Here is a 23,771-nt window from a genome sequence, read left to right on the forward strand (position 1 = left end):
GGCCGCGGCTCCACGTCCACCCGCGGTGGTCGTGGAGCCGTCATGGAGCCGTCATGGAGCCGGAGGCCGGCGGGCAGGCCCCGCCGGCATGGAGCCGGTCGCGGCGTCCGGCCGGCGGGCCCCGCCGCGTCCTACCGGGTGCTCTTGCCGGCCTTGGCCTCGGTGCCCGCCGCGGCGGGGGCCTCGGGGGCCTCCTCGAAGTCGACCTTGCCCATGTGGCGGTTCATCGACTTCATCAGCAGCCACACGCCCACGGCCATGACCGCGAAGACGATGAAACCGAGGACGCCGGGGGTCACCTTGTTCTCGTCGAGCTCCTTGGCGGCGAGCGGGACGAGATGGGTCAGTGCCTGGTGTGCGCTCATGTCAGGCATTGTCGCGGATGCCCGCGAAGAGGTCGTCCTCGGGGAGGGAGGTGTCCACCACGGACTTGGCCAGCTCGTAGTCCTCCGTGGGCCAGACCTCCTTCTGGATCTCCATCGGCACGCGGAACCAGCCGCCGTCCGGGTCGATCTGCGTCGCGTGGGCGATCAGCGCCTTGTCGCGGATCTCGAAGAAGTCGGCGCACGGCACGTGCGTGGTCAGCGTCCGCTCGGCGCGCTCGAACTCCTTCCAGCGCTCCAGCCACTCGCCGTACGGCGACTCCAGGCCGCGCGCGAGCAGTGCCTCGTGCAGCGCGACCGTACGGGGACGGTTGAAGCCCTGGTTGTAGTAGACCTTCGACGGCTGCCAGACCGGGCCGAACTCCGGCTCCGGGTACTTCTCGGCGTCCGCCGCGCCCTCGAACGCCACCATCGTGATCTTGTGGGTCATGATGTGGTCGGGGTGCGGGTAACCGCCGTTCTCGTCGTACGTGGTGATCACCTGCGGGCGGAAGGCCCGGATGGACTTCACCAGGCGCCCGGCCGCCTTGTCCACGTCCTCCAGGGCGAAGCAGCCCTGGGGCAGCGGGGGCAGCGGGTCGCCCTCGGGCAGGCCCGAGTCGACGAAGCCCAGCCACTCCTGCTTGACGCCGAGGATCTCGCGGGCCTCGTCCATCTCCTTGCGCCGCACCTCGTGGATGTTCTCCTCGATGTACGGGTCGCCCTGGAGCTTCGGGTTGAGGATGGAACCGCGCTCGCCCCCGGTGCAGGTCACGACCAGCACGTCCACCCCCTCGGACACATACTTGGCCATCGTTGCCGCGCCCTTGCTCGACTCGTCGTCGGGGTGGGCGTGAACGGCCATCAGTCGCAGCTGCTCAGTCAAGACTCGATCCTCATGAATTGTCACGGTGAATAAAGGCCGTCCCGGAGGGACGTCGATGCGGGGTGGCGGTCGGGCGGCGGGCGGGCGGCTTCTATAGTGACGGAATCGGTGGGCGGAAAATTCCGTCGTCCGGCCGAGGAGAGGAACGATCATGAGCGCGGTGCGGGAAGGGCTCCCCGAGGGCCGTTACGGCCGCTCGGCGGACGAGCGCGCCGACCGCAAGCTCAAGATCGTCGGCTCGGTGCTGGGCGTCGCGCTCCTCGCCCTCATCGGCTGGTTCGGGTACGACTACATCACCGGCCAGCGGATCAGCGCCGAGCTGATCAAGTTCGGCGTCACGGCCGACGACCGGGTGCAGGTGCACCTGGAGGTGCGCAAGGACCGGGATGCCAAGGGCTCCTGCACCGTGCGCGCCCTGGCGGAGGACGGCGGCGAGGTCGGCCACAAGGACGTCCGGTTCGACCGGGCCGCCGACCGGATCGACGAGGTCGTCACCGTGCGTACGACGGCCAGGGCGACCAGCGCCCAGCTGCTCGGCTGCACGTCGGAGTAGACGCGCCACGCAGCGTCCCCGTGTCCCCACCGTGACCTGCGGGGACACAGATTCCGTGGCTTTCGTCCTCCCCCTTCCCCGCCGAAATTGTTAGGCTCGTGGTTTCGCCCATCCAGGAAGGCACAATCCTTCTGGGTAGGGCGATGCTTTGTATTCCCAGTACCGACGAGGAGCACCTGTGACCCAGACCAGCGAAAACGTCACCTGGCTCACCCAGGAGGCGTACAACCAGCTCAGGGCCGAGCTGGAGTACCTGTCTGGTCCCGCGCGAACCGAGATCGCCGCCAAGATCGCGGCTGCGCGCGAGGAGGGCGACCTGCGCGAGAACGGCGGGTACCACGCGGCCAAGGAGGAGCAGGGCAAGCAGGAGCTGCGCGTCCGCCAGCTGACCCAGCTCCTGGAGCACGCGAAGGTGGGCGAGGCTCCCGCGGAGAGCGGTGTCGTGGCGCCCGGCATGGTGGTCACGATCGCGTTCGACGGTGACGAGGACGACACGCTGAGCTTCCTGCTCGCCTCCCGCGAGTACGCGAGCTCCGACATCGAGACGTACTCCCCGCAGTCGCCGCTCGGCTCGGGCGTCAACGGCAAGAAGGTCGGCGAGGACGCGCAGTACGAGCTGCCGAACGGCAAGAAGGCGTCGGTGACGATCCTCGACGCGAAGCCGTACTCCGGCTGACACGACGGCCGACGGCCGACGAACGACGACGACGGAGGGCCGGGTCCGCGCGGGATGCGCGGGCCCGGCCCTCGGCGTACGGCGGCACGCCCGTCGGCGGACGCGACCCGGGTCGTGTCCGCGAAGTCCTGCCTCGCCCGCCCTCCGGGCGGACGCCGACACCGTGCGGACACTCCCTAGGAAGCCGAGCGGTACTTGCGGACCGCCAGCGTGCGGAACAGCGCGATGATCAGCAGTGACCAGATGATCGACGCCCACACCGAGTGCTGCATGGGCCATGCGCTGGAGTTCGAGACGCCCGGGTTGCCGAACAGTTCGCGGCAGGCCTGCACGGTGGCGCTGAAGGGGTTCCACTCGGCGACGTGCCGCAGCCAGGGCGTCATCTGGGACGAGTCCACGAACGCGTTCGAGACGAACGTGACCGGGAAGAGCCAGATGAGCCCGCCGGAGGTGGCCGCCTCGGGCGTGCGCACGGACAGGCCGATCAGCGCGCCGATCCAGGAGAAGGCGTAGCCGAGCAGGAGCAGCAGCGCGAACGCGCCGAGCGCCTTGGGCACGCCCTCGTGGATGCGCCAGCCGACGAGCAGCGCGACGACCGCGAGGACCACGACGGTCAGCGCCGTCTGGACGAGGTCGGCGAGCGTACGGCCGGTGAGGACCGCCCCGCGGGCCATGGGCAGGGACCGGAACCGGTCGATGAGGCCCTTGTGCATGTCGTCCGCGATGCCGGCGCCCGCCCCCGCGGTGGCGAAGGTGACGGTCTGGGCGAAGATGCCCGCCATCAGGAAGTTGCGGTAGACGTCCGCGTCGGTGGTGCCCCCGATGGTCATCGAGCCGCCGAAGACGTAGCTGAACAGCACCACGAACATGATTGGCTGAATGAGGCCAAAAATGATCATTTCGGGAATCCGGGACATGCGGATCAGGTTCCGCCGGGCGACCACGAGGGAGTCGGCGACCGACTGGACGACGCCCCCGCGCGGCCGGGGGGCGGCGAGCCGGGGAGTGGTGTCGGAAACGGCGCTCATTTCACGGCCTCCTTCGGTCCCTGGCCGCGATCGCCGCCGCCCGCGGCGGCGGAGTCGCCGTCGCCCTCCTCGGCCAGCTCCGCGGTGTGGCCGGTCAGCGAGATGAACACGTCGTCGAGCGTGGGGCGGCGCAGGCCGATGTCGTCGATCTCCACGCCCCGGGAGTCCAGCTCGCGGATGACCTCGGCGAGCAGCTTGGCGCCGCCAGCGACCGGGACGGTGAGCTTGCGGGTGTGCGTCTCGACGGCGACCTCGCCCTTGCCGAAACCGGCGAGGACGGCTCGCGCCGGGTCGATCATGTCGGGCCGGTGGACGACGACCTCGACGCGCTCACCGCCGGTGCGCAGCTTGAGCTGGTCGGAGGTGCCGCGGGCGATGACCTTGCCGTGGTCGACGACGCAGATGTCGTGCGCCAGGTGATCGGCCTCCTCCAGGTACTGCGTGGTCAGCAGCAGAGTGGTGCCGCCGGCGACCAGTTCCTGGATGACGTCCCACAACTGCTGCCGGTTGCGGGGGTCGAGGCCGGTGGTGGGTTCGTCCATGAACATCACGGGCGGCGACACCACGAGCGCGGCGGCGAGGTCGAGACGGCGGCGCATGCCACCGGAGTAGGTCTTGGCGGGGCGGTCGGCGGCGTCGGCGAGGTGGAACCGCTCCAGCAGCTCCCCCGCCCGCGCCTTCGCCGCCCTGCTCGACATCTGGTAGAGCTGGCCGACCATGTGCAGGTTCTCGCGGCCGGTGAGGTACTCGTCGACGGCGGCGAACTGTCCGGAGAGCCCGATCGACCGGCGGACCTCGTTGGGGTGCTTGAGGACGTCCACGCCCGCGACGACCGCCCTGCCGCTGTCGGGCCTGAGCAACGTGGTGAGCACGCGTACGGCGGTGGTCTTGCCCGCACCGTTGGGGCCGAGCAGCCCCAGGACCGTCCCCTCGGGGACGTCGAGGTCCACGCCGTCCAGAGCCCGTACGTCGCCGAAGGTCTTCACCAGACCCTCGGCGTGAATTGCGCCTGGCATGTGGGTTCTCCCGTTGATGGGGTGAATCGCTACCCGCAGCCTAGGGACACCCGGCGCGGCGCGCCCGGCATTTATGTGACTGGCGCCACATGTCTCACGGGCCCGGCCCGCCCGCGCGCCCGGACCGCCCGCCCGCGCCCGGACGGCGCCGGGACGCCCGGGCCGTGCCGGGACGGGACCGCCGCCCGCCCGCGCTCAGGGCATCACCGTGTAGCCGGCGTCCCCGAGGGCGGCGGCCACCTCGGCGCAGTGCTCGGGGCCCTTCGTCTCCAGGTGCAGCTCCACCTCCACCTCCGTGAGGCCCAGCCGCGGGTCCGTGCGGACGTGGCCGACGTCCAGCACGTTGGCGTCCACCACCGACAGGACGCCCAGCAGCGTCGCCAGGGCGCCCGGCCGGTCGGTCAGTCGGAGCCGCAGGCTCAGGTAGCGGCCGGCCGCCGCCATGCCGTGCCGCAGGATCCGCTGCATCAGCAGCGGGTCCACGTTCCCGCCCGACAGCACCGCCACCACCGGCCCGTCGAACGTCTCCGGAGCGTCCAGCAGCGCCGCCACCGGGCTCGCCCCGGCCGGCTCCACCACCAGCTTGGCCCGCTCCAGGCACAGCAGCAGCGCCGCCGAGAGCTGGTCCTCCGTGACGGTGCGCACCTCGTCGACCAGCTCCCGGACGATCGCGAACGGCACGTCGCCGGGCCGCCCCACGTGGATGCCGTCGGCCATGGTCGGCGCGGTGTCGATACCGAGCGGGTGGCCGGCCGCCAGCGAGGGCGGGTACGCGGCCGCGGCCCGCGCCTGCACGCCGATCACCTTCACGTCCGGCCGCAGCGCCTTGACCGCCACCGCGATGCCGGCGGCCAGCCCGCCGCCGCCGACGCCCACCACGATCGTCCGCACCTCGGGGCACTGCTCCAGGATCTCCAGCCCCACCGTGCCCTGGCCCGCGATGACGTCCCGGTGGTCGAAGGGGTGGATGAAGACCGCGCCGGTGTCGTGGGCGTACTCCTGCGCCGCCGCCAGCGTCTCGTCGACCACGTGCCCGTGCAGCCGCACGTCCGCCCCGTACTCCCGCGTCGCCGCCACCTTCGGCAGCGGCGCCCCCACCGGCATGAAGACCGTGGACTTCACGCCCTGGAGCGACGAGGCCAGGGCGACGCCCTGCGCGTGGTTGCCGGCCGACGCCGCGACGACCCCCGCCGCCCGCTCCTCCGGCCGCAGCCCGGAGATCCGCACGTACGCGCCCCTCAGCTTGAACGACCCGGTCCGCTGGAGGTTCTCGCACTTGAAGTGCACCGGGGCGCCCACCAGCCGCGACAGGTACCGGCTGCCCTCCATCGGGGTCACTCTGGCGACACCCGAGAGCATCTTCTGCGCCCCCCGGACGTCGTCGAGGATCAGAGGGTGTGAGGGGTATGGCGTACCGAAGCTCATGACGCCAAGTCTCGCAGCTCATCACGTTTGCGCAGCGCTGGTACCAAGGCGCGCGGGTCCGCGTACTCTGTCCCCCACCAACCGACCACCACCGCACGAGAGAGCCCCGCAGCCATGCCCACATCTCAGGACATGACGACTGATCTCGACCACGGTCTCCTCGATGCCCTCCAGCACCAGGTCGCCGTTTTCGCCCGCCGGGCCGAGCAGACCCGCCTCGGCGGCACCGGCCAGCTCCGCAACTCGATGGACCGCGCCGCCTACCTGCTCCTCAACCGCCTCGACCAGGAAGGCCCGATGGGCGTCAAGGCGCTGGCGGCGGGGATGGGCATCGACTCGTCCACCGTCACCCGCCAGGTCGCGCCGCTGGTCGACACCGGCCTGGTGAAGCGGACCTCGCACCCGGAGGACGGCCGCGCCGTCGTGCTCCAGCTGTCGCCGCGCGGCCAGGCCCGCCTGGAGGAGGTCCGCTCCTCGCGGCGCGAGCTGATGGCGCAGGTGACGGACGGCTGGACCGAGGCGGAGCGCGAGTCGTTCTGCACCCTGCTCACCCGGTTCAACTCCGCCCTCTCCGCCCGGCAGGCGGGCCTGCCACCCGTCGAGCGGGAGTCCGAGACGGAGACGACCCCGGCCGGCTGACCGCCCCGGCCGCCCCCGCGCCCCGTCGCGCGCACGCGACCCGCTCCGGCCTCTTGACCGGGACCGGGCCCCTGGCCTGATATGAGCAGGTGCGAGAGCAGCGGCGGCACCGGGCCACGGCGCGGCTCCCCGGCGCCCGGGAGCGGGACTTCGAGGCGTACGTCGCGGGCGCGGCGGGCAGGCTGCTGCACGCCGCCACGCTCCTGACGACCGAGCACCCCGGCCGCGCCCCGCGCGCCCAGGCACTGCTGACCGCCGCGCTGGGGGCCACGTACGCGCGCTGGGGCCGGCTGCGCGGAGAGGATCCGTACGACCTCACCCGCCGCGAGCTCGCCACCCGGTTCGCCCGCGCCGCCTGGCGCTTCCACCGCCCCCGCGGCGGCGTCCTGTCCCCCCTGACCCCGCCGGAACGGCTGGTCGTCGTGCTGCGGCTGTACGAGGGTGTCGCCGAGGAGCAGGCGGCGGCGCTGCTCGGGCTGCCCGTGGAACGCGTCCGGGCGACCTGTACGCGCTCGGTGGCCGTGCTGCGGCGGACCCCGGTCGCGCGGGACGCCGCGAGGGCGACCGGGAAGGCGGGGGCGCCATGAGCGACCACGACCGCAAGGAGGACGAGGTGCGGCGCATGCTGGACGCGCCGCCGCGCGGCCAGGTGCCGCCGGACCTGCTGCCCCGGGTCCTCGACCGCGGCACGCGCGCCCTGCGCCGGGCCCGGGTGCTGCGCCGGCTGCTGTGGGTGCTGCTCACGGCGGCGGCGATCGCCTTCACGGTGTGGGCGTCGGCCGCCGAGCCGTGGCGGCCGCCACCCGCGGGGGTCACGCCACCGTTCCAGGGCTGGTGACGTGACCGTCCGCGACCGGTGGGCTCAGCCCAGCGCCTGGCGCAGGTCCTCCAGCAGGTCGTCCACGTTCTCGATGCCGACCGACAGCCGCACCAGGTCCGCCGGGACCTCCAGCAGCGATCCGGCGACGCTCGCGTGCGTCATCCGGCCCGGGTGCTCGATGAGCGACTCGACCCCGCCCAGGGACTCGCCCAGCGTGAAGAGCTTGGCGCGGTTGCAGACCTCGACGGCCGCCTCCTCACCGCCCTCGACGCGGAACGAGATCATGCCGCCGAAGCTGCGCATCTGCTTGGCCGCGACCTCGTGCCCCGGGTGCTCGGGCAGGCCCGGGTAGAGGACCTGGGTGACCTTCGGGTGCTGCTGGAGCATCTCCGCGACGCGGGTCGCGTTCTCGCTGTGCCGGTCCATGCGCACCGCCAGGGTCTTGATGCCGCGCAGCACGATCCACGAGTCGAACGGCCCGGCGACCGCGCCCATCGCGTTCTGGTGGTACGCCAGTTCCTCGCCGAGCGTCTCGTCGGCCGTCACCAGCGCGCCGCCGACGACGTCGGAGTGGCCGCCCATGTACTTGGTCAGCGAGTGCACGACGACGTCCGCGCCGAGCGCCAGCGGCTGCTGGAGGTAGGGGCTGGCGAAGGTGTTGTCGACGACGAGCCTGACGCCCGCCGTGCGGGCGACGTCCGCGAGGGCCGCGATGTCGGTGATGCCGAGCAGCGGGTTCGACGGCGTCTCGACCCAGATGGCCTTCGTACGGTCGGTGATCGCGTCCCGTACCGCCGCCGGGTCGGAGGTGTCGGCGACCGACCACTCCACGCCCCAGCGGGCGACGACCTTCGCGAAGAGGCGGAACGTGCCGCCGTACGCGTCGTTCGGGATGACCACGTGGTCGCCGGGGACGAGGAGCGTGCGCAGCAGGCAGTCCTCGGCGGCGAGGCCCGAGGCGAAGGCCAGGCCGCGCCGGCCGCCCTCCAGCGCCGCGAGGTTCTCCTCCAGGGCCGTACGCGTCGGGTTGGCGCTGCGGCTGTACTCGTAGCCGCCGCGCAGGCCGCCCACACCGTCCTGCTTGTAGGTGGACACCTGGTAGATGGGCGGGACGACCGCGCCGGTCAGCGGGTCGGCGGTGTTGCCCGCGTGGATGGCGCGGGTCTCGAAGTTCTGGTGGGTGTGCTGGTCGCTCATGGGTCCCGAGCGTAGTCGCGGGCGGCTGTACCCACAGGGCGCGTCCGGGACAATGGCGGTATGGAGATTCTCTGGTTCCTGTTCACGGTGGCCCTGATCGGCGTGATCGTGGTGCCGTGGCTGATGCGCCGCCGCGCCGGCGGCGGTGTCCGGCTGGTCGCGCCCGGTTCGCCGGACGCCGCCGACCCTAGCGCCTACGGCTTCGTGCTCCAGGAGGAGCTGGACGTGCGGATGCCAGGGCCGGACCAGGACCTCCTGGACGTGCTGGACGTGGTGCAGCGCACCCAGGACTGGCGGGCGGCGTCCCAGCTGCTGGCGGGCACCGACAAGGACGGCGAGGTGCGCTGGCAGCGGGTCCAGGCGTTCGCGGGGGCGGCGTCGCTGGAGCTGGCCCGGGAGCCGGGCACGGGCGGGGCGTGGCTGCGGGCGTGGCGCGCCGAGCAGCCGAAGGACCCGGGCGGTGCCCAGGTGCACGCCGAGTTCCTGGTGCAGCAGGCGTGGCGCTCCTCGTCGGCGGGCACCGACGACTTCCGGATCATCCTGGAGGAGGCCCGGGCGGTCTGCGCGCAGGCCGCGCTGCTGTCGCCCGGCGACCCGGTCCCGTACATCACCGAGCTGGCCGTCGCGCGGGGGCTCGGCTACACGCACGAGCAGTTCGACCAGGTTTGGGCGAAGATCATCGACCGGGCGCCGCAGCACATGGGCGCGCACCTGGCGGCCCTCCACTTCTGGTGCGAGAAGTGGCACGGCTCCCGGAAGGACGCGGACCGCTTCGCGACGGCGGCCGCGGCGCGCGCCCCGCAGGGCTCGCTGCTCGCCGCGCTGCCGCTGTTCGCGGTCTTCGAGCATCTGCCGGAGGTGGCGCTGGTACGGGACTTCTACGGCACCGAGGTGGTGTCGAAGGCCATGGAGGGCGCGCTGTACGCGGTGCACTCGGCCCGCCCCGACGACCCGATGCTGGCGCATGTGCGGCACCTGCTGATCCACTTCCTGGTGCGGGCGGAGCGCTGGTCGGAGGCGATGCACCAGCTGATCCACGTCGACGGCCACATCGGCGCCCTGCCGTGGACGCTGAGCGAGGACCCGGCGGCGGAGTACGCGGTCTACCGGGCGCTCGCCGTCGCGGGCTACGAGGCGAACGGCGGCAGCCCCGCGACGCTGCCGCACTGACGCCGGCCGGCCCCTGTCCCCGGCCGGCCCGTCACCGGCCGGTCCCTGTCCCCGGCCGGCCCGTCACCGGCCGCCCGGTACCGCCGCCGGGGCGCCGCGCCGGACCGGGTCCGCCCCGGGCCCGCGCGGACCCGGCCGCCCGGCGCGGACCCGCCGGAATTCCGCTCCGCTCCCGAGCGTTGTCCGGATGCCGCCCGCACCGCGTCCGTACGAAGGAGACACCGTCATGCTGTTCGGCCGCACCCCCGTCCTCCCCACCCCCGAGCAGGCCCTGCGCGGCCGCCCGGAGCCCGGCTTCACCGTCCCCTCCCGCCACACGGTCCTCGGCAACCCGCTCCTGGGCCCGTACCCGGAGGGCTTGGAGGTCGCGGACTTCGCCCTCGGCTGCTTCTGGGGGGCCGAGCGGAAGTTCTGGCAGACCGAGGGCGTGTGGACGACCCTCGTCGGCTACCAGGGCGGCTACACGCTCAACCCGTCGTACGAGGAGGTCTGCTCCGGCATGACGGGGCACACCGAGGCCGTCCGGGTGGTGTTCGACCCGTCCGTCGTCTCCTACGACACGCTGCTGAAGCTCTTCTGGGAGTCCCACGACCCGACCCAGGGCTTCCGCCAGGGCAATGACGTGGGCACGCAGTACCGATCGGCGATCCACACCCACTCCCCCGCCCAGGCGGCGGCCGCCGAGGCCTCCCGGGACGCCTACCAGCGAGTGCTGAACGGCTCCGGGTACGGGACGATCACCACGGAGATCCTCCCCGCCGGCGACCGGCCCTTCTACCCGGCCGAGGGCTACCACCAGCAGTACCTGGACAAGAACCCCGGCGGCTACTGCGGCATCGGCGGTACGGGCGTCTCCTGCCCGATCGGCGTCGCGCGGGCCGACGGCTGAGCGGATCCGCGCGGACCGTGTCGTACCGGGTGCGGCGCGGGCCGTGGGGCATCGCCGTCGACCTGACGGCCGGGGCGTCGGTCGCCCCGGAGCCCGCGCGCGGGGCCGAGCACGTCGCCGGGCGCGTGTGGCCGGCCCTCGCGCCGGTCCTCCGTCATCCGCACGCCGACCGGTCCGGGGTGCGGATCGCCGGTGAGGAGGCCGCCTGGCTGCGGCACGGGGCGGCCCTGGCGGCTCCGGCCGTGGAGGCGGGGGCCCCGGCGGCGCACACCACGATCACGGTGCACCGGGTGTACTTCCACCCGTGCCACTTCCAGCCGGAGGGGCTGGCGGCGGCGCTGCTGCTGTGGGCGCGCGAGGAGTTCGGCCCGCCCGCCCACCCCGGGGAGGCCTCCTTCGACGCGGCGGCCGGCCGGTACGTGTACGACTGGCGGGCGGGGTGACGGTCGTCCGCCGGAGCGGGGGCGGCCCGGGGCGCGTCGCCCGACCGTCCGTCAGGAGCGTGCCGCCCGCAGCTCCGCGGCCGTCGTCGCCGGGTCGTAGCCGGGTGCGACGCCGTCGACGAGCAGGACGTCGCCGGCCATGTGGCGGGTGCGCAGCGGTATCAGCCGCTGGTAGGCGTCGGAGTCGTACCAGTCGCGGGCGTGGCCGAGGGACGGGAAGCCGATGATCACGAGGGCGGCGTCCCACGACCCCTCGCGGACCTCCCTGGCCGGCGCGCCGTGCACCAGGAAACGGCCGCCGAAGGGGTCGAGGGTGGCCTGGATGCGCTCCATGTAGGTGAGGACCTCGTCGTCGAGCTCGGCCGGGGGCGTGAGGTTGGCGAGGGCGTAGGCGGGCACGGTGTCCTCCTGGCGGGTCAGGGCGGGCGGGGAGGACTCCATGCTGCGGGGCCGCGGGGCCCGGGGTCGATTACCGCGGAGGTCATGACGCCGTGCCGGAGAGGGACGGCCGGACGCCACGGGGTGCTCCGTGCGGGTACGGCGAAGGCGGCGGCCCTCCCGTGGGGAGGACCGCCGCCTTCACGTACCCGTGGACCGCGGATCAGACGGCGGAGCCGGCCTTCCACTCGGCCCAGCTCATGTTCCAGCCGTTGAGGCCGTTGTCGGGGGCGATGGTCTTGTCCTTGGAGTTCTTCACGACGACCACGTCACCGACGATCGAGTTGTCGTAGAACCAGGCGCCCGGCTGGCTCGGGTCGTCCGCGCCCTTGGCGTCATTGAGGCCCACGCAGCCGTGGCTGGTGTTCACGTTGCCGAAGATGGAGTCGGAGCCCCAGTAGTTGCCGTGGATGAAGGTGCCCGAGGTGGACAGCCGCATGGCGTGCGGCACGTCCTTGATGTCGTACTCGCCCTTGCCGTCCTTCTTGGTGAAGCCGACCGTCGAGCCGTCCATCCGGGTCTCCTTGAACTTCTCGGAGATCACCATCTGGCCGTTGTAGGTCGGGTTCTCGGGGGCGCCGGCGGAGATCGGGATGGTCTTGACCGTCTTGCCGTCCTGGGTGACCGTCATGGTCTTGGCGGCGGCGTCGACGGTGGAGACCTGGTTGCGGCCGATGGTGAAGGTGACGGTCTTCTGCTGCACGCCGTAGACGCCGTCGGAGCCCTCGACGCCGTCCAGGTCGAGCTTGAGCGTGACCTTGGAGCCCTCGGCCCAGTAGTTCTCGGGGCGGAAGTCGATGCGCTGGGCGTTGAACCAGTGGCCGACGACCTCCTGGTTGCTGCTGGAGGAGACGCTGATGCCGGACTGGACGGCCTTCTTGTCCGTGATCGGCTTGTTGAAGGTGATGGAGACCGGCATGCCGACGCCGACCGTGGAGCCGTCCTCGGGGGTGAAGTTCCCGATGAAGCTGTTCTCCTTGGACACGGTGGTGAAGGAGGAGTTCTCGTGGGCCTCCCGGCCCTCGGCGTCCTTCGCCGTGACGGCGATCTTGTAGGTGGTGGCCCGCTCCAGCTGCTCGGCGGGCTTCCAGCTCTTGGCGTCGGCGGCCATCTCGCCCTTGACGGTCGTCCCGTCGGGCGCGGTCATCATCACCTGGGTGAGCGTGCCTTCACTGACAGTGACCTTGGCGTCGTCGTTGATGCCGGCGTTCTGCGCGCCGTTCTTCGGTGTGATGGCTATTCGGGCCTGGGAGGCGTCCTTCGCCGCCGCCGCGTCGACCTGGGACTGTGACGTCTTCGAGCTGTCGGAGGCGTCGGCCTTCTCGTCACCGCCGCTGCAGCCGGTGAGCACCAGAACGCCGCCGAGCAGTGCGGACGCGGCCGTCAGGCTCCTGCGCCGCTTGCTGTCCGTCATCACACGCTTCTCCATCGTCGCCGAATCCCTGCCAACTGTCTCAACAACACCCATAACAACCCGTCCGGTTCCCCATCTGGCGTGGATGTGGGGAACACCACTGATCGACGCGTCCGGGGGAGCCGCCGGTTCCCGATCCCCGCGAGGTATACGGGGCCGTGCGGGACGGGCCCCGGACACCGCCCCGGGGGCGGCGCTCCGGGGCCCGGAACGTGTCACGACTCACACGCTACGGACGTACGTCGTCGAGGTGATCCTCATCATCCTCCTCGTCCAGGTCCCACATCTCCGCGTCGGGGTCGTGCTCGGCCCGCTCGCTGGTCCACGACGCCTGGGCGAGTTCGACGCCGGGCACCCGGCTCACCAGATCGACCGGCTCGACGAGGTATGCGAGAGCTTCCGCTTCGTCTTCTCGTACCGCGGACCGGGCGTGCGTACGCTCCTCGTCCGGCATGAATTCGTCGGCCTCGACGCGCTCCAGCGCGGCTCCGGCGAGTTGATCGGCGTCCGTCACTTCCAGCAGCAGTTCCACCCGAAGGCGCACATACCGTGATGTCTCAGCAGGGCTCATATGACGGAGCGTAAGCCGCCGGGAGCCGCGACTTTCCTACGACCCGCTGTGTTCATTAGCATCGGCGCACCAGCCAATTCTCGGTTCCGCAAGGGGATCTGAATCTGTGTCCGTCGCACGTCGACCGCTGCTGACCGCCACCGCCGCCGGGACCCTGCTCGGCGCGCTGTGGTTCGTCCCTTCGGCCAACGCCACCGTTGAACGGCCACCCGCGGAGCGGCACGAGACGAGAGCTTCCGCGGTGGCGTCCCCCACGGGGGCGCAGGACGGCCTCGCGCTCGCCGACACCGGAAGCGTGGACACCACCCCGTACCTCCTGGGGGGCACCGCCTTCCTGGGGATCGGCACGGGCCTGGTGGCCTTCGCCGTACGACGAGGGGCGCACACCGTCCTGTGACGGTGCGCGCCCCGCGCGTGCGTTCCCCGGTCAGGCCAGCGGGCCGGTGACCTTCTCGACGGCCTCGACGAGCCGGCCGTCGCGGACGAAGGCGTCGGCGGCCTCCAGGTCGGGCGCGAGGAAACGATCCGGCCCGGGGCCCTGGACGCCTGCCGCGCGCAGCGCCTCGATGGCGGCGCGGGAGGCGGGGGCGGGGGTGAGCCCGTCGCGCAGCTCGATGGCCCGGGTCGCGGCGTACAGCTCGACGGCGATGATCCGGCCGAGGTTGCCGACGGCGGTGCGGAGCTTGCGGGCGGCCGACCAGCCCATGGAGACGTGGTCCTCCTGCATCGCGGAGGACGGGATGGAGTCGGCGGAGGCCGGGACGGCCAGCCGCTTCAGCTCGCTGACCAGGGCGGCCTGCGTGTACTGGGCGATCATCAGGCCCGAGTCGACACCGGCGTCGTCGGCGAGGAACGGCGGCAGGCCGTGGGAGCGGTTCTTGTCGAGCAGCCGGTCGGTGCGGCGCTCGGCGATGGAGCCGAGGTCGGCGGCGGCGATGGCGAGGAAGTCCAGCACGTAGGCGACGGGCGCGCCGTGGAAGTTGCCGTTGGACTCGACGCGGCCGTCGGGCAGGACGACCGGGTTGTCGACGGCGGAGGCGAGTTCACGCTCGGCGACGAGCCGGGCGTGCGCCATGGTGTCGCGGCCGGCGCCGGCGACCTGGGGGGCGCAGCGCACCGAGTAGGCGTCCTGGACGCGCGGGGCCTCGTCCTGCTGGAAGTGGCCGGTGAGGCCGGACCCCTGGAGCACGGCGAGCATGTTGGCCGCGGCGGCGCCCTGGCCGGGGTGCGGGCGGATGGCGTGCAGCTCGGGGGCGAGGACCTTCTCCGTGCCGAGGAGGGCTTCGAGCGACAGCGCGGCGGTGATGTCGGCGGACTTGTAGAGCTTCTCCAGGTCGGCCAGGGCCATGATCAGCATGCCGAGCATGCCGTCGGTGCCGTTGAGGAGGGCCAGGCCCTCCTTCTCGCGCAGCTCGACGGGCTCGATGCCGTGCTCGGCGAGCAGTTCGCCGGCCGGGCGGACCCGCCCGTCGGGTCCCTCGGCGTCCCCCTCGCCCATCAGGGTGAGCGCGCAGTGGCTGAGCGGCGCGAGGTCGCCGGAGCAGCCGAGGGAGCCGTACTCGTGGACGACCGGGGTGATCCCGGCGTTGAGGACGTCCGCCATGGTCTGCGCGACCTCGGGGCGGACCCCGGTGCGGCCGGAGCAGACGGTCTTGAGCCGCAGGAACATCAGGGCCCGTACGACCTCGCGCTCCACGGGCGCGCCCATCCCGGCGGCGTGCGAGCGCACGATGTTGCGCTGGAGCCGGGCCCGCAGTTCGGGGCTGATGTGCCGGGTGGCGAGCGCCCCGAAGCCGGTGGACACGCCGTAGACGGGCTCGGGCCTGGCGGCGAGGGCGTCGACGATCTCGCGGGCCTTGGCGAGCGCGGCGAGCGCCTCGGGGGAGAGCTCGACACGGGCGTTGCCGCGGGCCACGGCGATGACGTCCTGTGCGGTGGTACCGGACGTCCCCACCACGACTGTGTGCATATCCATATTCAGCAGCGTACGGACTGAATCCCAACGTGTCACTACCCTGGCCGACGAGAGCCCCTTACGCCCCGTCAGCCCCGGCAGCGCCCTCCCGTCCCACCGGCCCCGCACCCTCGCCCGCCGGGGCGTCCGCCACCGTCGGGGCCTCCGTGACCGGCGGGGCCTCCGTGACCGGCGGGGCGGGGAGCTCCGGCGCCACGGCCGGGTCCGGGACCGCGTCACGGAAGCTGCGCCGGTCCCGCGAGGGGCCGGGCGGGTGGTCCGCCAGGGCGATCACGGTGCCGTCGCGGCCGGCCACCACCGGCTTGGGCGACCGCGCGGCCTTCGCCCGGTACTGCGCCGCGTCCGCCAGGCGGAACAGGCGCCGGGCCGACTGCACCGGCCCGATCGGGTCACCGGTCGACGCCACCCCGCACGCCACGCCCTCGCCCAGCTCCAGCTCCCCGGCGCGTACGCACAGCTCGTCCGCGGCGGCCACCACCTCGTCCGTCTCCGGCCCCACCGACACCAGGCAGAACTCGTCACCGCCCAGCCGTGCGGCCAGCGCGCCCGGCAGCATCGCCCCGCAGTACGACAGGACCGAACCGAACCGCTCCAGCAGCCGGTCCCCCACCGCGTGCCCGTGCGTGTCGTTGACGCGCTTGAGGCCGTTGAGGTCGCAGACCACCAGGCTGACGACCGTGCCGTCCGCCAGGAAGCGCTCCACCGCCTCGTCCAGGCGCATGTCGACCGCCCGCCGGTTGGCCAGTCCGGTCAGCGGATCGGTGAAGGCCAGCCTGCGGACCTCCTCCAGCCGCTCGGTCTGCGCGATCCCCGCCGCGACGACCGAGGCGAGGACGGTCGCGAAATCCGCGTCGTGGCGGTCGAAGACCGGCACGCCGACCGGCCGCGCCACGTACAGCTCGCCCCAGGCCCGCCCGTGCATCACTATCGGCGCGACGACGCAGCAGCCCCGGCCGCGCCGCCGCAGCGCCGCGACCCGGCCGCGCAGCGCCGCGTACTCCGGCCGTCCGGGCTCCTCGCGCCCCTCGGCGGTCTCCACCCAGGCGTTCGGCTCCCCGCCGCCCGCCCAGCGCTCGTGCAGGAACTCGGTGATCTCGCAGAACTGGTGGACCGGGTACGTCTCGGAGTCGGGGAACTCCTCCTCGCCCGGCGCCCGCGCACCCGCGTTCACCAGCACCTTCAGCCGGCCCAGATCGCGCTCCCACATCGAGAGCGCGGCGAACGACCCACCGAGCGCGTCCCGTGCGCCCAGCGCGGCCGCCCGCCAGGTCTCGCGCGGAGTGTGCGCCGACGCCATGGCCTGCGCGAGCGCCACTACAGCGCGTAGCCGGACATCCTCACCCATTCCTCAAGCTTAGGGAGGATCCCCGACTTTTCACTCCCCGGGCCACTCCGGCTTCCGCTTCTCGTTGAACGCCGCCACTCCCTCGGCGCGGTCGCCCGAGAAGGCCACCGACCGCCAGGCCGCGTCCTCGACCTCCAGGCCCGCCCGCAGATCCAGGCCCTGCCCCAGCCGCATGGCCCTCTTGGCGGCGCGCAGCCCGACCGGCGAGTTGGCGGCGATCCGCGCGGCCAGCTCCAGGGCGCCCTCCCGGGCGTCGTCCACCAGCCGGTCCACCAGCCCCAGGGACTCCGCCTCGGCCGCCTCCAGGCGCCGGGCCGTGAACACCAGCTCCGCCGCCCGCGCGGCCCCCACCCGGCGGGGCAGCAGCTGCGTGCCCCCGCCGCCGGGGATCACCCCCACCGAGACCTCCGGCAGGCCGACGACGGCCGTCGCGTCGGCCACGATCAGGTCGCAGGCGAGCGCCAGCTCGAACCCGCCGCCCAGGGCGAAGCCGTGCACGGCGGCGATCGTCGGCATCGGCAGCTCCAGCACCCCGGTGTAGGCGCCGCGCGCCACCGGCCGCTGGCGCACCAGCTCGGCGTCCGTGAAGGAGTTGCGCTCCTTCAGGTCGGCGCCGACGCAGAACGCCCGGTCGCCGGAGGAGGTCAGGACGGTGACGCGCACCGAAGGATCCTCGGCCAGCGCGGCGCAGGCGGCGCCGATGGAGCGGGCCATCTCCGTCGAGACGGCGTTCATGGCCTTGGGCCGGTCGAGCACCAGCTCGGCGACGTGCTCATGACGGCGTACGGCGACGAACTCCCCGAAGCGCTGCTCGGACATCACGAAAGGCCCTCCCGGTTAACGAACGTTAGCGACCGCTATCCGGGGATCCTAGGCTCCCGCCGCGTCAACAGCCAGGGCTCGATCACTCCCAGCCCGCGCACCGGCCGCTGCCACATGGGCTGGAGCGCGAAGCGGTACTTCGCCGGGGCGGCCGCCGTCTCGCCCTCCTTCTCGGCGCGCGCCGCCTCCTCGGCGAGCTGGGCCTCCGACACGGGGGCCTCGCCCGTGCGCGCCAGCTCCTCCGCGAACGCCCCGTCGACCAGGACCGCGTCCTTGGGCGCTATGGAGGTGAGCCGGCTCGCCAGGTTCACCGTCGTGCCGAAGACGTCGCCCATGCGGGTCGTGACGGTGCCGAAGGCGATGCCGACGCGCAGCGCGGGCATCGTCTCGTCGTGGGTGAGCGTCTCGATGAGCCGCAGCGCGATCTCCGCGGCCGTACCCGCGTCGTCGGCCGCGTAGAGCACCTCGTCGCCGAGGGTCTTGATCAGGCGTCCGCCGTGTGCGGCGACCAGGTCGGCGGAGGTGGTCTCGAACGCCTCGACCAGCTCGCCGAGCTCCTCCTCCTCCAGGCGCCGGGTGAGCCGGGTGAAGCCGACGAGGTCCGCGAAGCCGACGGCCAGGCGCCGGTCCACCATCTCCTCGTCGTCGGCGGCCTGCACCACCCGCCCCGTCGCCGCCGCGAGCTGCCGCCGCCACACGTACACCAGGAACTCCTGGAGTTCCGGCAGCAGCAGCTCCACCAGCGGATAGGTGACCTCGGTGCGCGTCATCCCGGGCTCGGGCGGCTCGGTGAGGCCCTCCAGGAAGGAATCGATCTGCCATTCGGCCAGCCGGGCGGTGGTCTGGCCGGTGGACCGGGCGACCTGCACCGCCATGGGCTCGCTCAGCAGGCCCGCCTCCACCAGACCGGCCAGCCGCCGCAGGGCCAGCACGTCCGCCTCCGTCAGCGCCTTGGCCTGCCCGATGTCGGCGAAGCCCATGGCCCGCCAGAACCGGGAGGCCAGGTCCATGGACACCCCGGCCGTGCGGGCCGCCTGGAAGGGCGTGTAGCGGCGCTCGGCACCGAGGATCAGCTGCTCCAGCCGGATGGCCAGGGGGTCGTCGGTCGGCTCCGCCGTATGGTCGACGACATGGTGCGGGGTGGGGTACTCCGCCCCGCTCGGCCCGGACCCGGACCCGCCCGAGTTCGCGTCGTCGACGGTCACCGGCCGCCTCCTGCCCGTTCCCTGCGCACTGTCCTGCCGATCTGTAGCTGGATCGCCGTCAACGATACGGCAGGTGTGCCCTGGCTCACGTCCGCACGGCCGAGCGCGTCAGTCCACCGGGCGCAGATGCACCACGTCGCCCGCCCCCACGGGCTCCCTCCGCCCGCCGGGCGGCGCCACCACGAGCCGGCCGTCGCCGTCGATGGCCACGGCCTCGCCGGTCAGGGTGCGGTCGCCGGGCAGCTCGGCGCGGACGGTGCGGCCCAGGGTCGCGCAGCCGGCGGCGTACGCCTCCTGGAGGCCGCTGGCCGCCGGATCGCCGGCGGCCGCCGTCCACCGGCCGTACCACCGCTCCAGCGAGCGCAGCACGGCGCGCAGCAGGGGGTCGCGGTCGGTGGAGACCGCGTTCGCGAGGAGCAGGGAGCCGGCGGTGGGGACGGGCAGCTCCTCCTCGCGCAGCGTCACGTTGAGGCCGAGGCCCACGACGATGCCGTCGTCGCCGGCGCGCTCGGCGAGGATGCCGCCGGCCTTCCGCTCCTCGCCCCCGACCTTCACCATCAGGTCGTTGGGCCATTTCAGCGCCATGTCGACACCGGCGGCGCGCGCCAGGCCGGTCGCGGCGGCGACACCGGTCAGCAGCGGCAGCCAGGCGAGCCGGGCGACGGGGACGTCCGGCTTGAGCAGCACGGAGAAGAACAGGCCGGAGCGGGCGGGCGCGGACCAGGAGCGGTCCAGCCGGCCGCGCCCGGCGGTCTGCTCCTCGGCGACCAGCACGGCGCCCTCGGGGAGGGAGGCGGCCCGGACGGACAGGTCCGAGTTGGTGGAGCCGGTGGCGGGCACGATGTCGAGCGCGGTCCACAGGCCGCCGGGCCGGACGAGGGCGCGGCGCAGGGAAGCGGCCTTCAGGGGCGGTCGTTCGAGGTCCGACCAGGGGCTCCCTGGACCAAGTGAGGGCGTCATGCAAGCCAGCGTAGGTGTGGTAAACACCGCACTGCCGAACGGTATCGCCGCCGATACGCTACGGGTCAGTAGCCAACGAACCCGTGACCAGGCAGGGAGCGCCATCCCGATGTCCGAGCCGGCCAAGCCCCAAGAGCCCCAGAAGATCGACATCCATACGACCGCGGGGAAGCTCGCGGATCTGCAGCGCCGTATCGACGAGGCGACGCACGCGGGCTCCGAGCGCGCCGTCGAGAAGCAGCACGCGAAGGGCAAGTTGACGGCACGGGAGCGGATCGCCCTGTTGCTGGACGAGGACTCGTTCGTCGAGCTGGACGAGTTCGCCCGGCACCGCTCCACCAGCTTCGGCCTGGAGAAGAACCGCCCGTACGGCGACGGTGTCGTCACCGGGTACGGAACGGTCGACGGCCGCCCGGTGGCCGTGTTCTCGCAGGACTTCACCGTCTTCGGCGGCGCGCTCGGCGAGGTGTTCGGACAGAAGATCATCAAGGTGATGGACTTCGCCCTGAAGACCGGCTGCCCGGTGATCGGCATCAACGACTCGGGCGGCGCGCGCATCCAGGAGGGGGTCATGGCCCTCGGGATGTACGGCGAGATCTTCCGCCGCAACACCCACGCCTCGGGTGTGATCCCGCAGATCAGCCTGGTGGTGGGGCCGTGCGCCGGAGGCGCCGTCTACTCGCCCGCGATCACCGACTTCACGGTGATGGTCGACCAGACCTCGCACATGTTCATCACGGGCCCCGACGTCATCAAGACGGTGACCGGCGAGGACGTCGGCTTCGAGGAGCTGGGCGGCGCCCGCACGCACAACAGCACCTCCGGCGTGGCGCACCACATGGCGGGCGACGAGAAGGACGCCATCGAGTACGTCAAGTCCCTGCTGTCGTACCTGCCGTCGAACAACCTCTCCGAGGCGCCCGCCTTCCCGGAGGAGGCGGACCTGCAGCTGAGCGACGAGGACCGCGAGCTGGACGTCCTCATCCCGGACTCGGCGAACCAGCCGTACGACATGCACACCGTCATCGAGCACGTCCTGGACGACGGCGAGTTCCTGGAGACGCAGGGGATGTTCGCGCCGAACATCCTCACCGGCTTCGGGCGGGTCGAGGGCTACCCGGTCGGCATCGTCGCCAACCAGCCGATGCAGTTCGCCGGCTGCCTGGACATCGACGCCTCGGAGAAGGCGGCCCGCTTCGTCCGCACCTGCGACGCGTTCAACATCCCGGTCCTCACCTTCGTCGACGTGCCGGGCTTCCTCCCGGGCGTCGGCCAGGAGCACGAGGGCATCATCCGGCGCGGCGCCAAGCTGATCTACGCGTACGCCGAGGCGACCGTCCCGCTGATCACCGTCATCACGCGCAAGGCCTTCGGCGGCGCGTACGACGTCATGGGCTCCAAGCACCTGGGCGCCGACCTCAACCTGGCGTGGCCGACCGCGCAGATCGCGGTGATGGGCGCGCAGGGCGCCGTGAACATCCTGCACCGCCGCACCATCGCGGAGGCCGAGGACGTCGAGGAGACCCGGGCACGGCTGATCCAGGAGTACGAGGACGCCCTGCTCAACCCGTACACGGCGGCCGAGCGCGGGTACATCGACGCGGTGGTCATGCCGTCCGAGACGCGGACCCAGGTCGTCAAGGGACTGCGTCAGCTGCGCACGAAGCGGGAAAGCCTCCCCCCGAAGAAGCACGGCAACATCCCCCTCTAAGGAGCCCCCATGATCAAGGTGCTGCGGGGCAACCCGACCCCGGAGGAGCTGGCCGCCGCCGTCGCGGTGGTCCAGGCACGCGCCGCCGCGACCGCCTCGGCGGCCTCCGAAGGCGCGGAGCGCGTCCCCGAGGGCTGGTCGGACCCGGCGCGCATCGCGCAGAGCCGCCGCCCGCGCCCGGGCCCCCGGTCGTGGGCCCGCTCGTACTGGCCCGTCTAGGTCGCGGGCGCCCCGCTCCGGCCCCCGTGTGGCCGGAGCGGGGCGCCGGCGGGCCCGGCTCCGGCGCCTGAGTACGCGTACTCAGGCGCCGGACGGGCCGGGGACCGCAGGATCGAGGCATGCTGTGGTCCGATCCCGAGAACGAACCCCCCGAGGACATGCGCGACATGCAGGCCATGCTGCGCCGGGCGGGGATCCTGCTGGCCCTGGCGATGGTGCTGGCGATGTTCGCGGTGGGGCTGCACTGACGGCCCGTACCGCCCCGGCGAAGGCCCCGGCGGCCGGGGTGCCTTCCGTACGATGGCGCCCATGACTGCTGATCGGCGCCGCCGCCTCGTGCTGGCCTCCGCGTCCCCCGCCCGTCTCGGCCTGCTGCGCCAGGCCGGGCTCTCCCCCGAGGTCATCGTCAGCGGGGTCGACGAGGACAGGTTCACCGCCCCCACCCCGGCCGAACTGGCGCTCGCGCTCGCCGAGGCCAAGGCCGCCCATGTGGCCGCCAAGCCCGAGGTGAGCGGTGCCCTGGTGATCGGCTGCGACTCGGTGCTGGAACTGGACAAGCAGGCCCTCGGCAAGCCCGCGGACGCCGAGGAGGCCACCGCCCGCTGGAAGGCGATGCGCGGCCGCGCCGGCATCCTCCAGACCGGCCACTGCGTCTACGACACCACCGCCAAGCGGTACGCCTCCGCGACCGCCTCCACGCTGGTGCGCTTCGGCGACCCGACGGACGAGGAGATCGCCGCGTACGTCGCCAGCGGCGAACCCCTCCACGTGGCGGGCGCGTTCACGCTGGACGGCCGCTCGGCGCCCTTCATCGACGGCATCGACGGCGACCCGGGCAACGTGATCGGCCTGTCGCTGCCGCTGCTGCGCCGCCTGCTCGCCGAACTGGGCGTCGCCATCACCGACCTGTGGGACTGACCCGCCGGCCCCTCACGCCGCCGCCACGCCGCCCCGCTCCGCGGGCGGCGCGGGCTCCGGCTCCGGGCCCTCCGGCGCGTACAGCAGCAGCGACGCGACGATCAGGCCCAGCACGACCATCATGTACGCGAAGGCCGCCCACCCGACCAGGCCCACCGTGACCGCCCCGAGCACCGCGTGGGTGATCGCGCAGGAGATGAGCAGGATGCGCACGGCCCGCCCCGGTACGCGGTCGCGCGCCCCCAGGAGCCCCAGCAGCACCCCGCAGAGCCCCACGTAGGCGCCCAGGACCGCGCCCATGACCCAGGTGGCGGTGACCATGAGGTCGGGGTCCAGTCCGTCCAGCGACATCCGCTGACCGGCCAGGAGTTTCGCCAGCACGATGTGCAGCAGCACCAGCCCCGCCGCCTCCAGGACCAGCACGATCCCGGCCGCCAGCGCTATCGGTCTGCGGGCCACCATGGGCGCTCCCCTGCCTGTTACCTGCTGCGACGAGTGGGTCAGGACGACAGCGCGCAGGCTACTGACTGGTAAACCTTCGGACAAGGGTTCTGACAGGGCCGCAAAGAATCATTCGCCCATTCGTAGGGACTCCACAAAGAAACGGGATGCCCTGCTGACCGGCAGGACAGAGACCTAGACCACACCCGCGGGCTACTGTTCCGTCAAGAAGCCCTGCGTAACGTGGTGCGACAAGGGATTTCACGACTCCACTACGCCTCGAATCACGCTCCGTGTGGGCAAGCTCACCATTGGGGACGGGTCGAAACGCCGTGTCGGCTGTCCCTAAACTCAGCTTGTTTCAAGGAGGGAGCCATCGTGCGCAAGGTGCTCATCGCCAACCGTGGCGAAATCGCTGTCCGTGTCGCCCGTGCTTGCCGGGACGCCGGGATCGGGAGCGTGGCGGTCTACGCCGATCCGGATCGGGACGCCCTGCACGTCCGTGCGGCGGACGAGGCGTTCGCCCTGGGCGGTGACACCCCGGCCGCCAGTTATCTGGACATGGCCAAGGTGCTGCAGGCCGCGGCGGACTCGGGGGCGGACGCGGTCCACCCGGGGTACGGATTTCTGTCGGAGAACGCGGAGTTC

At 72.5% G+C, this 23,771-nt stretch carries 29 protein-coding genes; 14 read left to right on the forward strand and 15 right to left on the reverse strand.

Translation table 11 applies throughout. The features are described 5' to 3' along the window. Positions 1-131: 131 nt before the first annotated feature. Complete coding sequence (locus A4V12_RS07260; protein WP_064068385.1) at positions 132-365, reverse strand: hypothetical protein; 234 nt, start codon at positions 363-365, stop codon at positions 132-134. Position 366: 1 nt separating this feature from the next. Then, a complete protein-coding gene (gene mca / locus A4V12_RS07265; protein WP_064068386.1) occupies positions 367-1,248 on the reverse strand; it encodes a mycothiol conjugate amidase Mca in 882 nt (293 codons plus the stop codon). 151 nt (positions 1,249-1,399) lie between these two features. Here mca and A4V12_RS07270 point away from each other — a divergent pair, with 151 nt between their 5' ends. Both A4V12_RS07270 and greA read left to right on the forward strand, forming a co-directional pair. Continuing rightward, positions 1,400-1,801 carry a DUF4307 domain-containing protein gene (locus A4V12_RS07270; protein ID WP_064068387.1) on the forward strand — a complete coding sequence of 134 codons (402 nt, stop codon included), beginning with the start codon at positions 1,400-1,402 and terminating at the stop codon, positions 1,799-1,801. A gap of 178 nt (positions 1,802-1,979) precedes the next feature. After that, positions 1,980-2,477, forward strand: a complete 498-nt coding sequence (greA, locus tag A4V12_RS07275; RefSeq protein ID WP_064068388.1) for a transcription elongation factor GreA — start codon at positions 1,980-1,982, stop codon at positions 2,475-2,477. Positions 2,478-2,653: 176 nt separating this feature from the next. Here greA and A4V12_RS07280 read toward each other — a convergent pair whose 3' ends face one another. The 3 genes from A4V12_RS07280 to ilvA form a co-directional block, all read right to left on the reverse strand. Further along, the gene (locus A4V12_RS07280; protein ID WP_064068389.1) at positions 2,654-3,505 is read right to left on the reverse strand and encodes an ABC transporter permease; all 852 of its coding nucleotides are present in this window, start codon (positions 3,503-3,505) and stop codon (positions 2,654-2,656) included. Next, on the reverse strand, positions 3,502-4,521 hold the full coding sequence (locus A4V12_RS07285) for an ATP-binding cassette domain-containing protein (protein ID WP_064068390.1): 1,020 nt from the start codon (positions 4,519-4,521) through the stop codon (positions 3,502-3,504). Before A4V12_RS07285 ends, A4V12_RS07280 begins: the two co-directional genes overlap by 4 nt. Before the next feature lie 195 nt (positions 4,522-4,716). Next, on the reverse strand, positions 4,717-5,946 hold the full coding sequence (gene ilvA / locus A4V12_RS07290; protein WP_064068391.1) for a threonine ammonia-lyase: 1,230 nt from the start codon (positions 5,944-5,946) through the stop codon (positions 4,717-4,719). A 114-nt stretch (positions 5,947-6,060) separates the two neighbouring features. On the opposite strand from ilvA, the gene A4V12_RS07295 reads away from it, so the two are divergent. The 3 genes from A4V12_RS07295 (at position 6,061) to A4V12_RS07305 (ending at position 7,423) form a co-directional block, all read left to right on the forward strand. Beyond that, positions 6,061-6,585, forward strand: a complete 525-nt coding sequence (locus A4V12_RS07295; RefSeq protein ID WP_064068392.1) for a MarR family winged helix-turn-helix transcriptional regulator — start codon at positions 6,061-6,063, stop codon at positions 6,583-6,585. A gap of 89 nt (positions 6,586-6,674) precedes the next feature. Beyond that, positions 6,675-7,172: a sigma factor-like helix-turn-helix DNA-binding protein gene (locus A4V12_RS07300; RefSeq protein WP_064068393.1), complete on the forward strand. Its 498-nt coding sequence runs from the start codon at positions 6,675-6,677 to the stop codon at positions 7,170-7,172. Then, the gene (locus A4V12_RS07305; RefSeq protein ID WP_064068394.1) at positions 7,169-7,423 is read left to right on the forward strand and encodes a hypothetical protein; all 255 of its coding nucleotides are present in this window, start codon (positions 7,169-7,171) and stop codon (positions 7,421-7,423) included. Before A4V12_RS07300 ends, A4V12_RS07305 begins: the two co-directional genes overlap by 4 nt. Before the next feature lie 24 nt (positions 7,424-7,447). On the opposite strand, the gene A4V12_RS07310 is transcribed toward A4V12_RS07305, so the two are convergent. After that, positions 7,448-8,602 (reverse strand): cystathionine gamma-synthase, encoded by a 1,155-nt coding sequence (locus A4V12_RS07310; RefSeq protein ID WP_064068395.1) that lies wholly within the window; start codon positions 8,600-8,602, stop codon positions 7,448-7,450. A 60-nt stretch (positions 8,603-8,662) separates the two neighbouring features. On the opposite strand from A4V12_RS07310, the gene A4V12_RS07315 reads away from it, so the two are divergent. The 3 genes from A4V12_RS07315 (at position 8,663) to A4V12_RS39440 (ending at position 11,104) form a co-directional block, all read left to right on the forward strand. Then, entirely contained in the window at positions 8,663-9,772 is a 1,110-nt protein-coding gene (locus tag A4V12_RS07315; RefSeq protein WP_064068396.1) for a hypothetical protein, read from the forward strand. Between the two features lie 226 nt (positions 9,773-9,998). Beyond that, entirely contained in the window at positions 9,999-10,661 is a 663-nt protein-coding gene (msrA, locus tag A4V12_RS07320) for a peptide-methionine (S)-S-oxide reductase MsrA (RefSeq protein WP_064068397.1), read from the forward strand. Positions 10,662-10,678: 17 nt separating this feature from the next. After that, entirely contained in the window at positions 10,679-11,104 is a 426-nt protein-coding gene (locus A4V12_RS39440; protein ID WP_064068398.1) for a hypothetical protein, read from the forward strand. Between the two features lie 51 nt (positions 11,105-11,155). Here the strand turns inward: A4V12_RS39440 and A4V12_RS07330 are convergent, their stop codons facing one another. The 3 genes from A4V12_RS07330 to A4V12_RS07340 form a co-directional block, all read right to left on the reverse strand. Further along, a complete protein-coding gene (locus A4V12_RS07330) occupies positions 11,156-11,503 on the reverse strand; it encodes a DUF1330 domain-containing protein (RefSeq protein ID WP_064068423.1) in 348 nt (115 codons plus the stop codon). 202 nt (positions 11,504-11,705) lie between these two features. Further along, a complete protein-coding gene (locus A4V12_RS07335) occupies positions 11,706-12,971 on the reverse strand; it encodes a L,D-transpeptidase (RefSeq protein ID WP_064068399.1) in 1,266 nt (421 codons plus the stop codon). Positions 12,972-13,185: 214 nt separating this feature from the next. Next, on the reverse strand, positions 13,186-13,500 hold the full coding sequence (locus tag A4V12_RS07340) for a hypothetical protein (protein WP_350498002.1): 315 nt from the start codon (positions 13,498-13,500) through the stop codon (positions 13,186-13,188). A 133-nt stretch (positions 13,501-13,633) separates the two neighbouring features. Here A4V12_RS07340 and A4V12_RS07345 point away from each other — a divergent pair, with 133 nt between their 5' ends. Beyond that, positions 13,634-13,924, forward strand: coding sequence for a hypothetical protein (locus A4V12_RS07345; RefSeq protein WP_064068400.1), 291 nt, complete (start codon positions 13,634-13,636; stop codon positions 13,922-13,924). Between the two features lie 30 nt (positions 13,925-13,954). Here the strand turns inward: A4V12_RS07345 and hutH are convergent, their stop codons facing one another. The 5 genes from hutH to A4V12_RS07370 all read right to left on the reverse strand — a co-directional run bounded on the left by hutH (position 13,955) and on the right by A4V12_RS07370 (position 19,834). Further along, the gene (hutH, locus tag A4V12_RS07350) at positions 13,955-15,496 is read right to left on the reverse strand and encodes a histidine ammonia-lyase (RefSeq protein ID WP_064068401.1); all 1,542 of its coding nucleotides are present in this window, start codon (positions 15,494-15,496) and stop codon (positions 13,955-13,957) included. Between the two features lie 64 nt (positions 15,497-15,560). Next, a complete protein-coding gene (locus tag A4V12_RS07355; RefSeq protein WP_079136880.1) occupies positions 15,561-16,847 on the reverse strand; it encodes a GGDEF domain-containing protein in 1,287 nt (428 codons plus the stop codon). A gap of 30 nt (positions 16,848-16,877) precedes the next feature. Further along, complete coding sequence (locus A4V12_RS07360; RefSeq protein WP_064068402.1) at positions 16,878-17,666, reverse strand: enoyl-CoA hydratase/isomerase family protein; 789 nt, start codon at positions 17,664-17,666, stop codon at positions 16,878-16,880. A gap of 38 nt (positions 17,667-17,704) precedes the next feature. Further along, complete coding sequence (locus A4V12_RS07365; RefSeq protein ID WP_064068403.1) at positions 17,705-18,874, reverse strand: adenylate/guanylate cyclase domain-containing protein; 1,170 nt, start codon at positions 18,872-18,874, stop codon at positions 17,705-17,707. Positions 18,875-18,982: 108 nt separating this feature from the next. Then, the gene (locus A4V12_RS07370; RefSeq protein ID WP_064068404.1) at positions 18,983-19,834 is read right to left on the reverse strand and encodes a biotin--[acetyl-CoA-carboxylase] ligase; all 852 of its coding nucleotides are present in this window, start codon (positions 19,832-19,834) and stop codon (positions 18,983-18,985) included. Positions 19,835-19,943: 109 nt separating this feature from the next. Between A4V12_RS07370 and A4V12_RS07375 the strand changes: the two genes are divergently transcribed. From A4V12_RS07375 to A4V12_RS07385, 4 genes are all read left to right on the forward strand, one after another. Further along, positions 19,944-21,545, forward strand: coding sequence for an acyl-CoA carboxylase subunit beta (locus tag A4V12_RS07375; RefSeq protein WP_064068405.1), 1,602 nt, complete (start codon positions 19,944-19,946; stop codon positions 21,543-21,545). Positions 21,546-21,554: 9 nt separating this feature from the next. Next, a complete protein-coding gene (locus tag A4V12_RS07380; RefSeq protein WP_064068406.1) occupies positions 21,555-21,764 on the forward strand; it encodes an acyl-CoA carboxylase epsilon subunit in 210 nt (69 codons plus the stop codon). Positions 21,765-21,883: 119 nt separating this feature from the next. Further along, a complete protein-coding gene (gene mmpB, locus A4V12_RS39445) occupies positions 21,884-22,012 on the forward strand; it encodes a morphogenic membrane protein MmpB (protein WP_267893184.1) in 129 nt (42 codons plus the stop codon). Between the two features lie 61 nt (positions 22,013-22,073). Further along, entirely contained in the window at positions 22,074-22,682 is a 609-nt protein-coding gene (locus A4V12_RS07385; RefSeq protein WP_079136881.1) for a Maf family protein, read from the forward strand. Between the two features lie 12 nt (positions 22,683-22,694). On the opposite strand, the gene A4V12_RS07390 is transcribed toward A4V12_RS07385, so the two are convergent. Continuing rightward, positions 22,695-23,144, reverse strand: coding sequence for a hypothetical protein (locus A4V12_RS07390; protein ID WP_064068408.1), 450 nt, complete (start codon positions 23,142-23,144; stop codon positions 22,695-22,697). Positions 23,145-23,501: 357 nt separating this feature from the next. Here A4V12_RS07390 and A4V12_RS07395 point away from each other — a divergent pair. Continuing rightward, positions 23,502-23,771 (forward strand): biotin carboxylase N-terminal domain-containing protein (locus A4V12_RS07395; protein ID WP_350498003.1); only part of this gene is annotated, 270 nt, incomplete at its 3' end.

It is taken from the genome of Streptomyces noursei (assembly GCF_001646665.1).
Taxonomy (GTDB): Bacteria; Actinomycetota; Actinomycetes; order Streptomycetales; family Streptomycetaceae; genus Streptomyces; species Streptomyces lavendulocolor.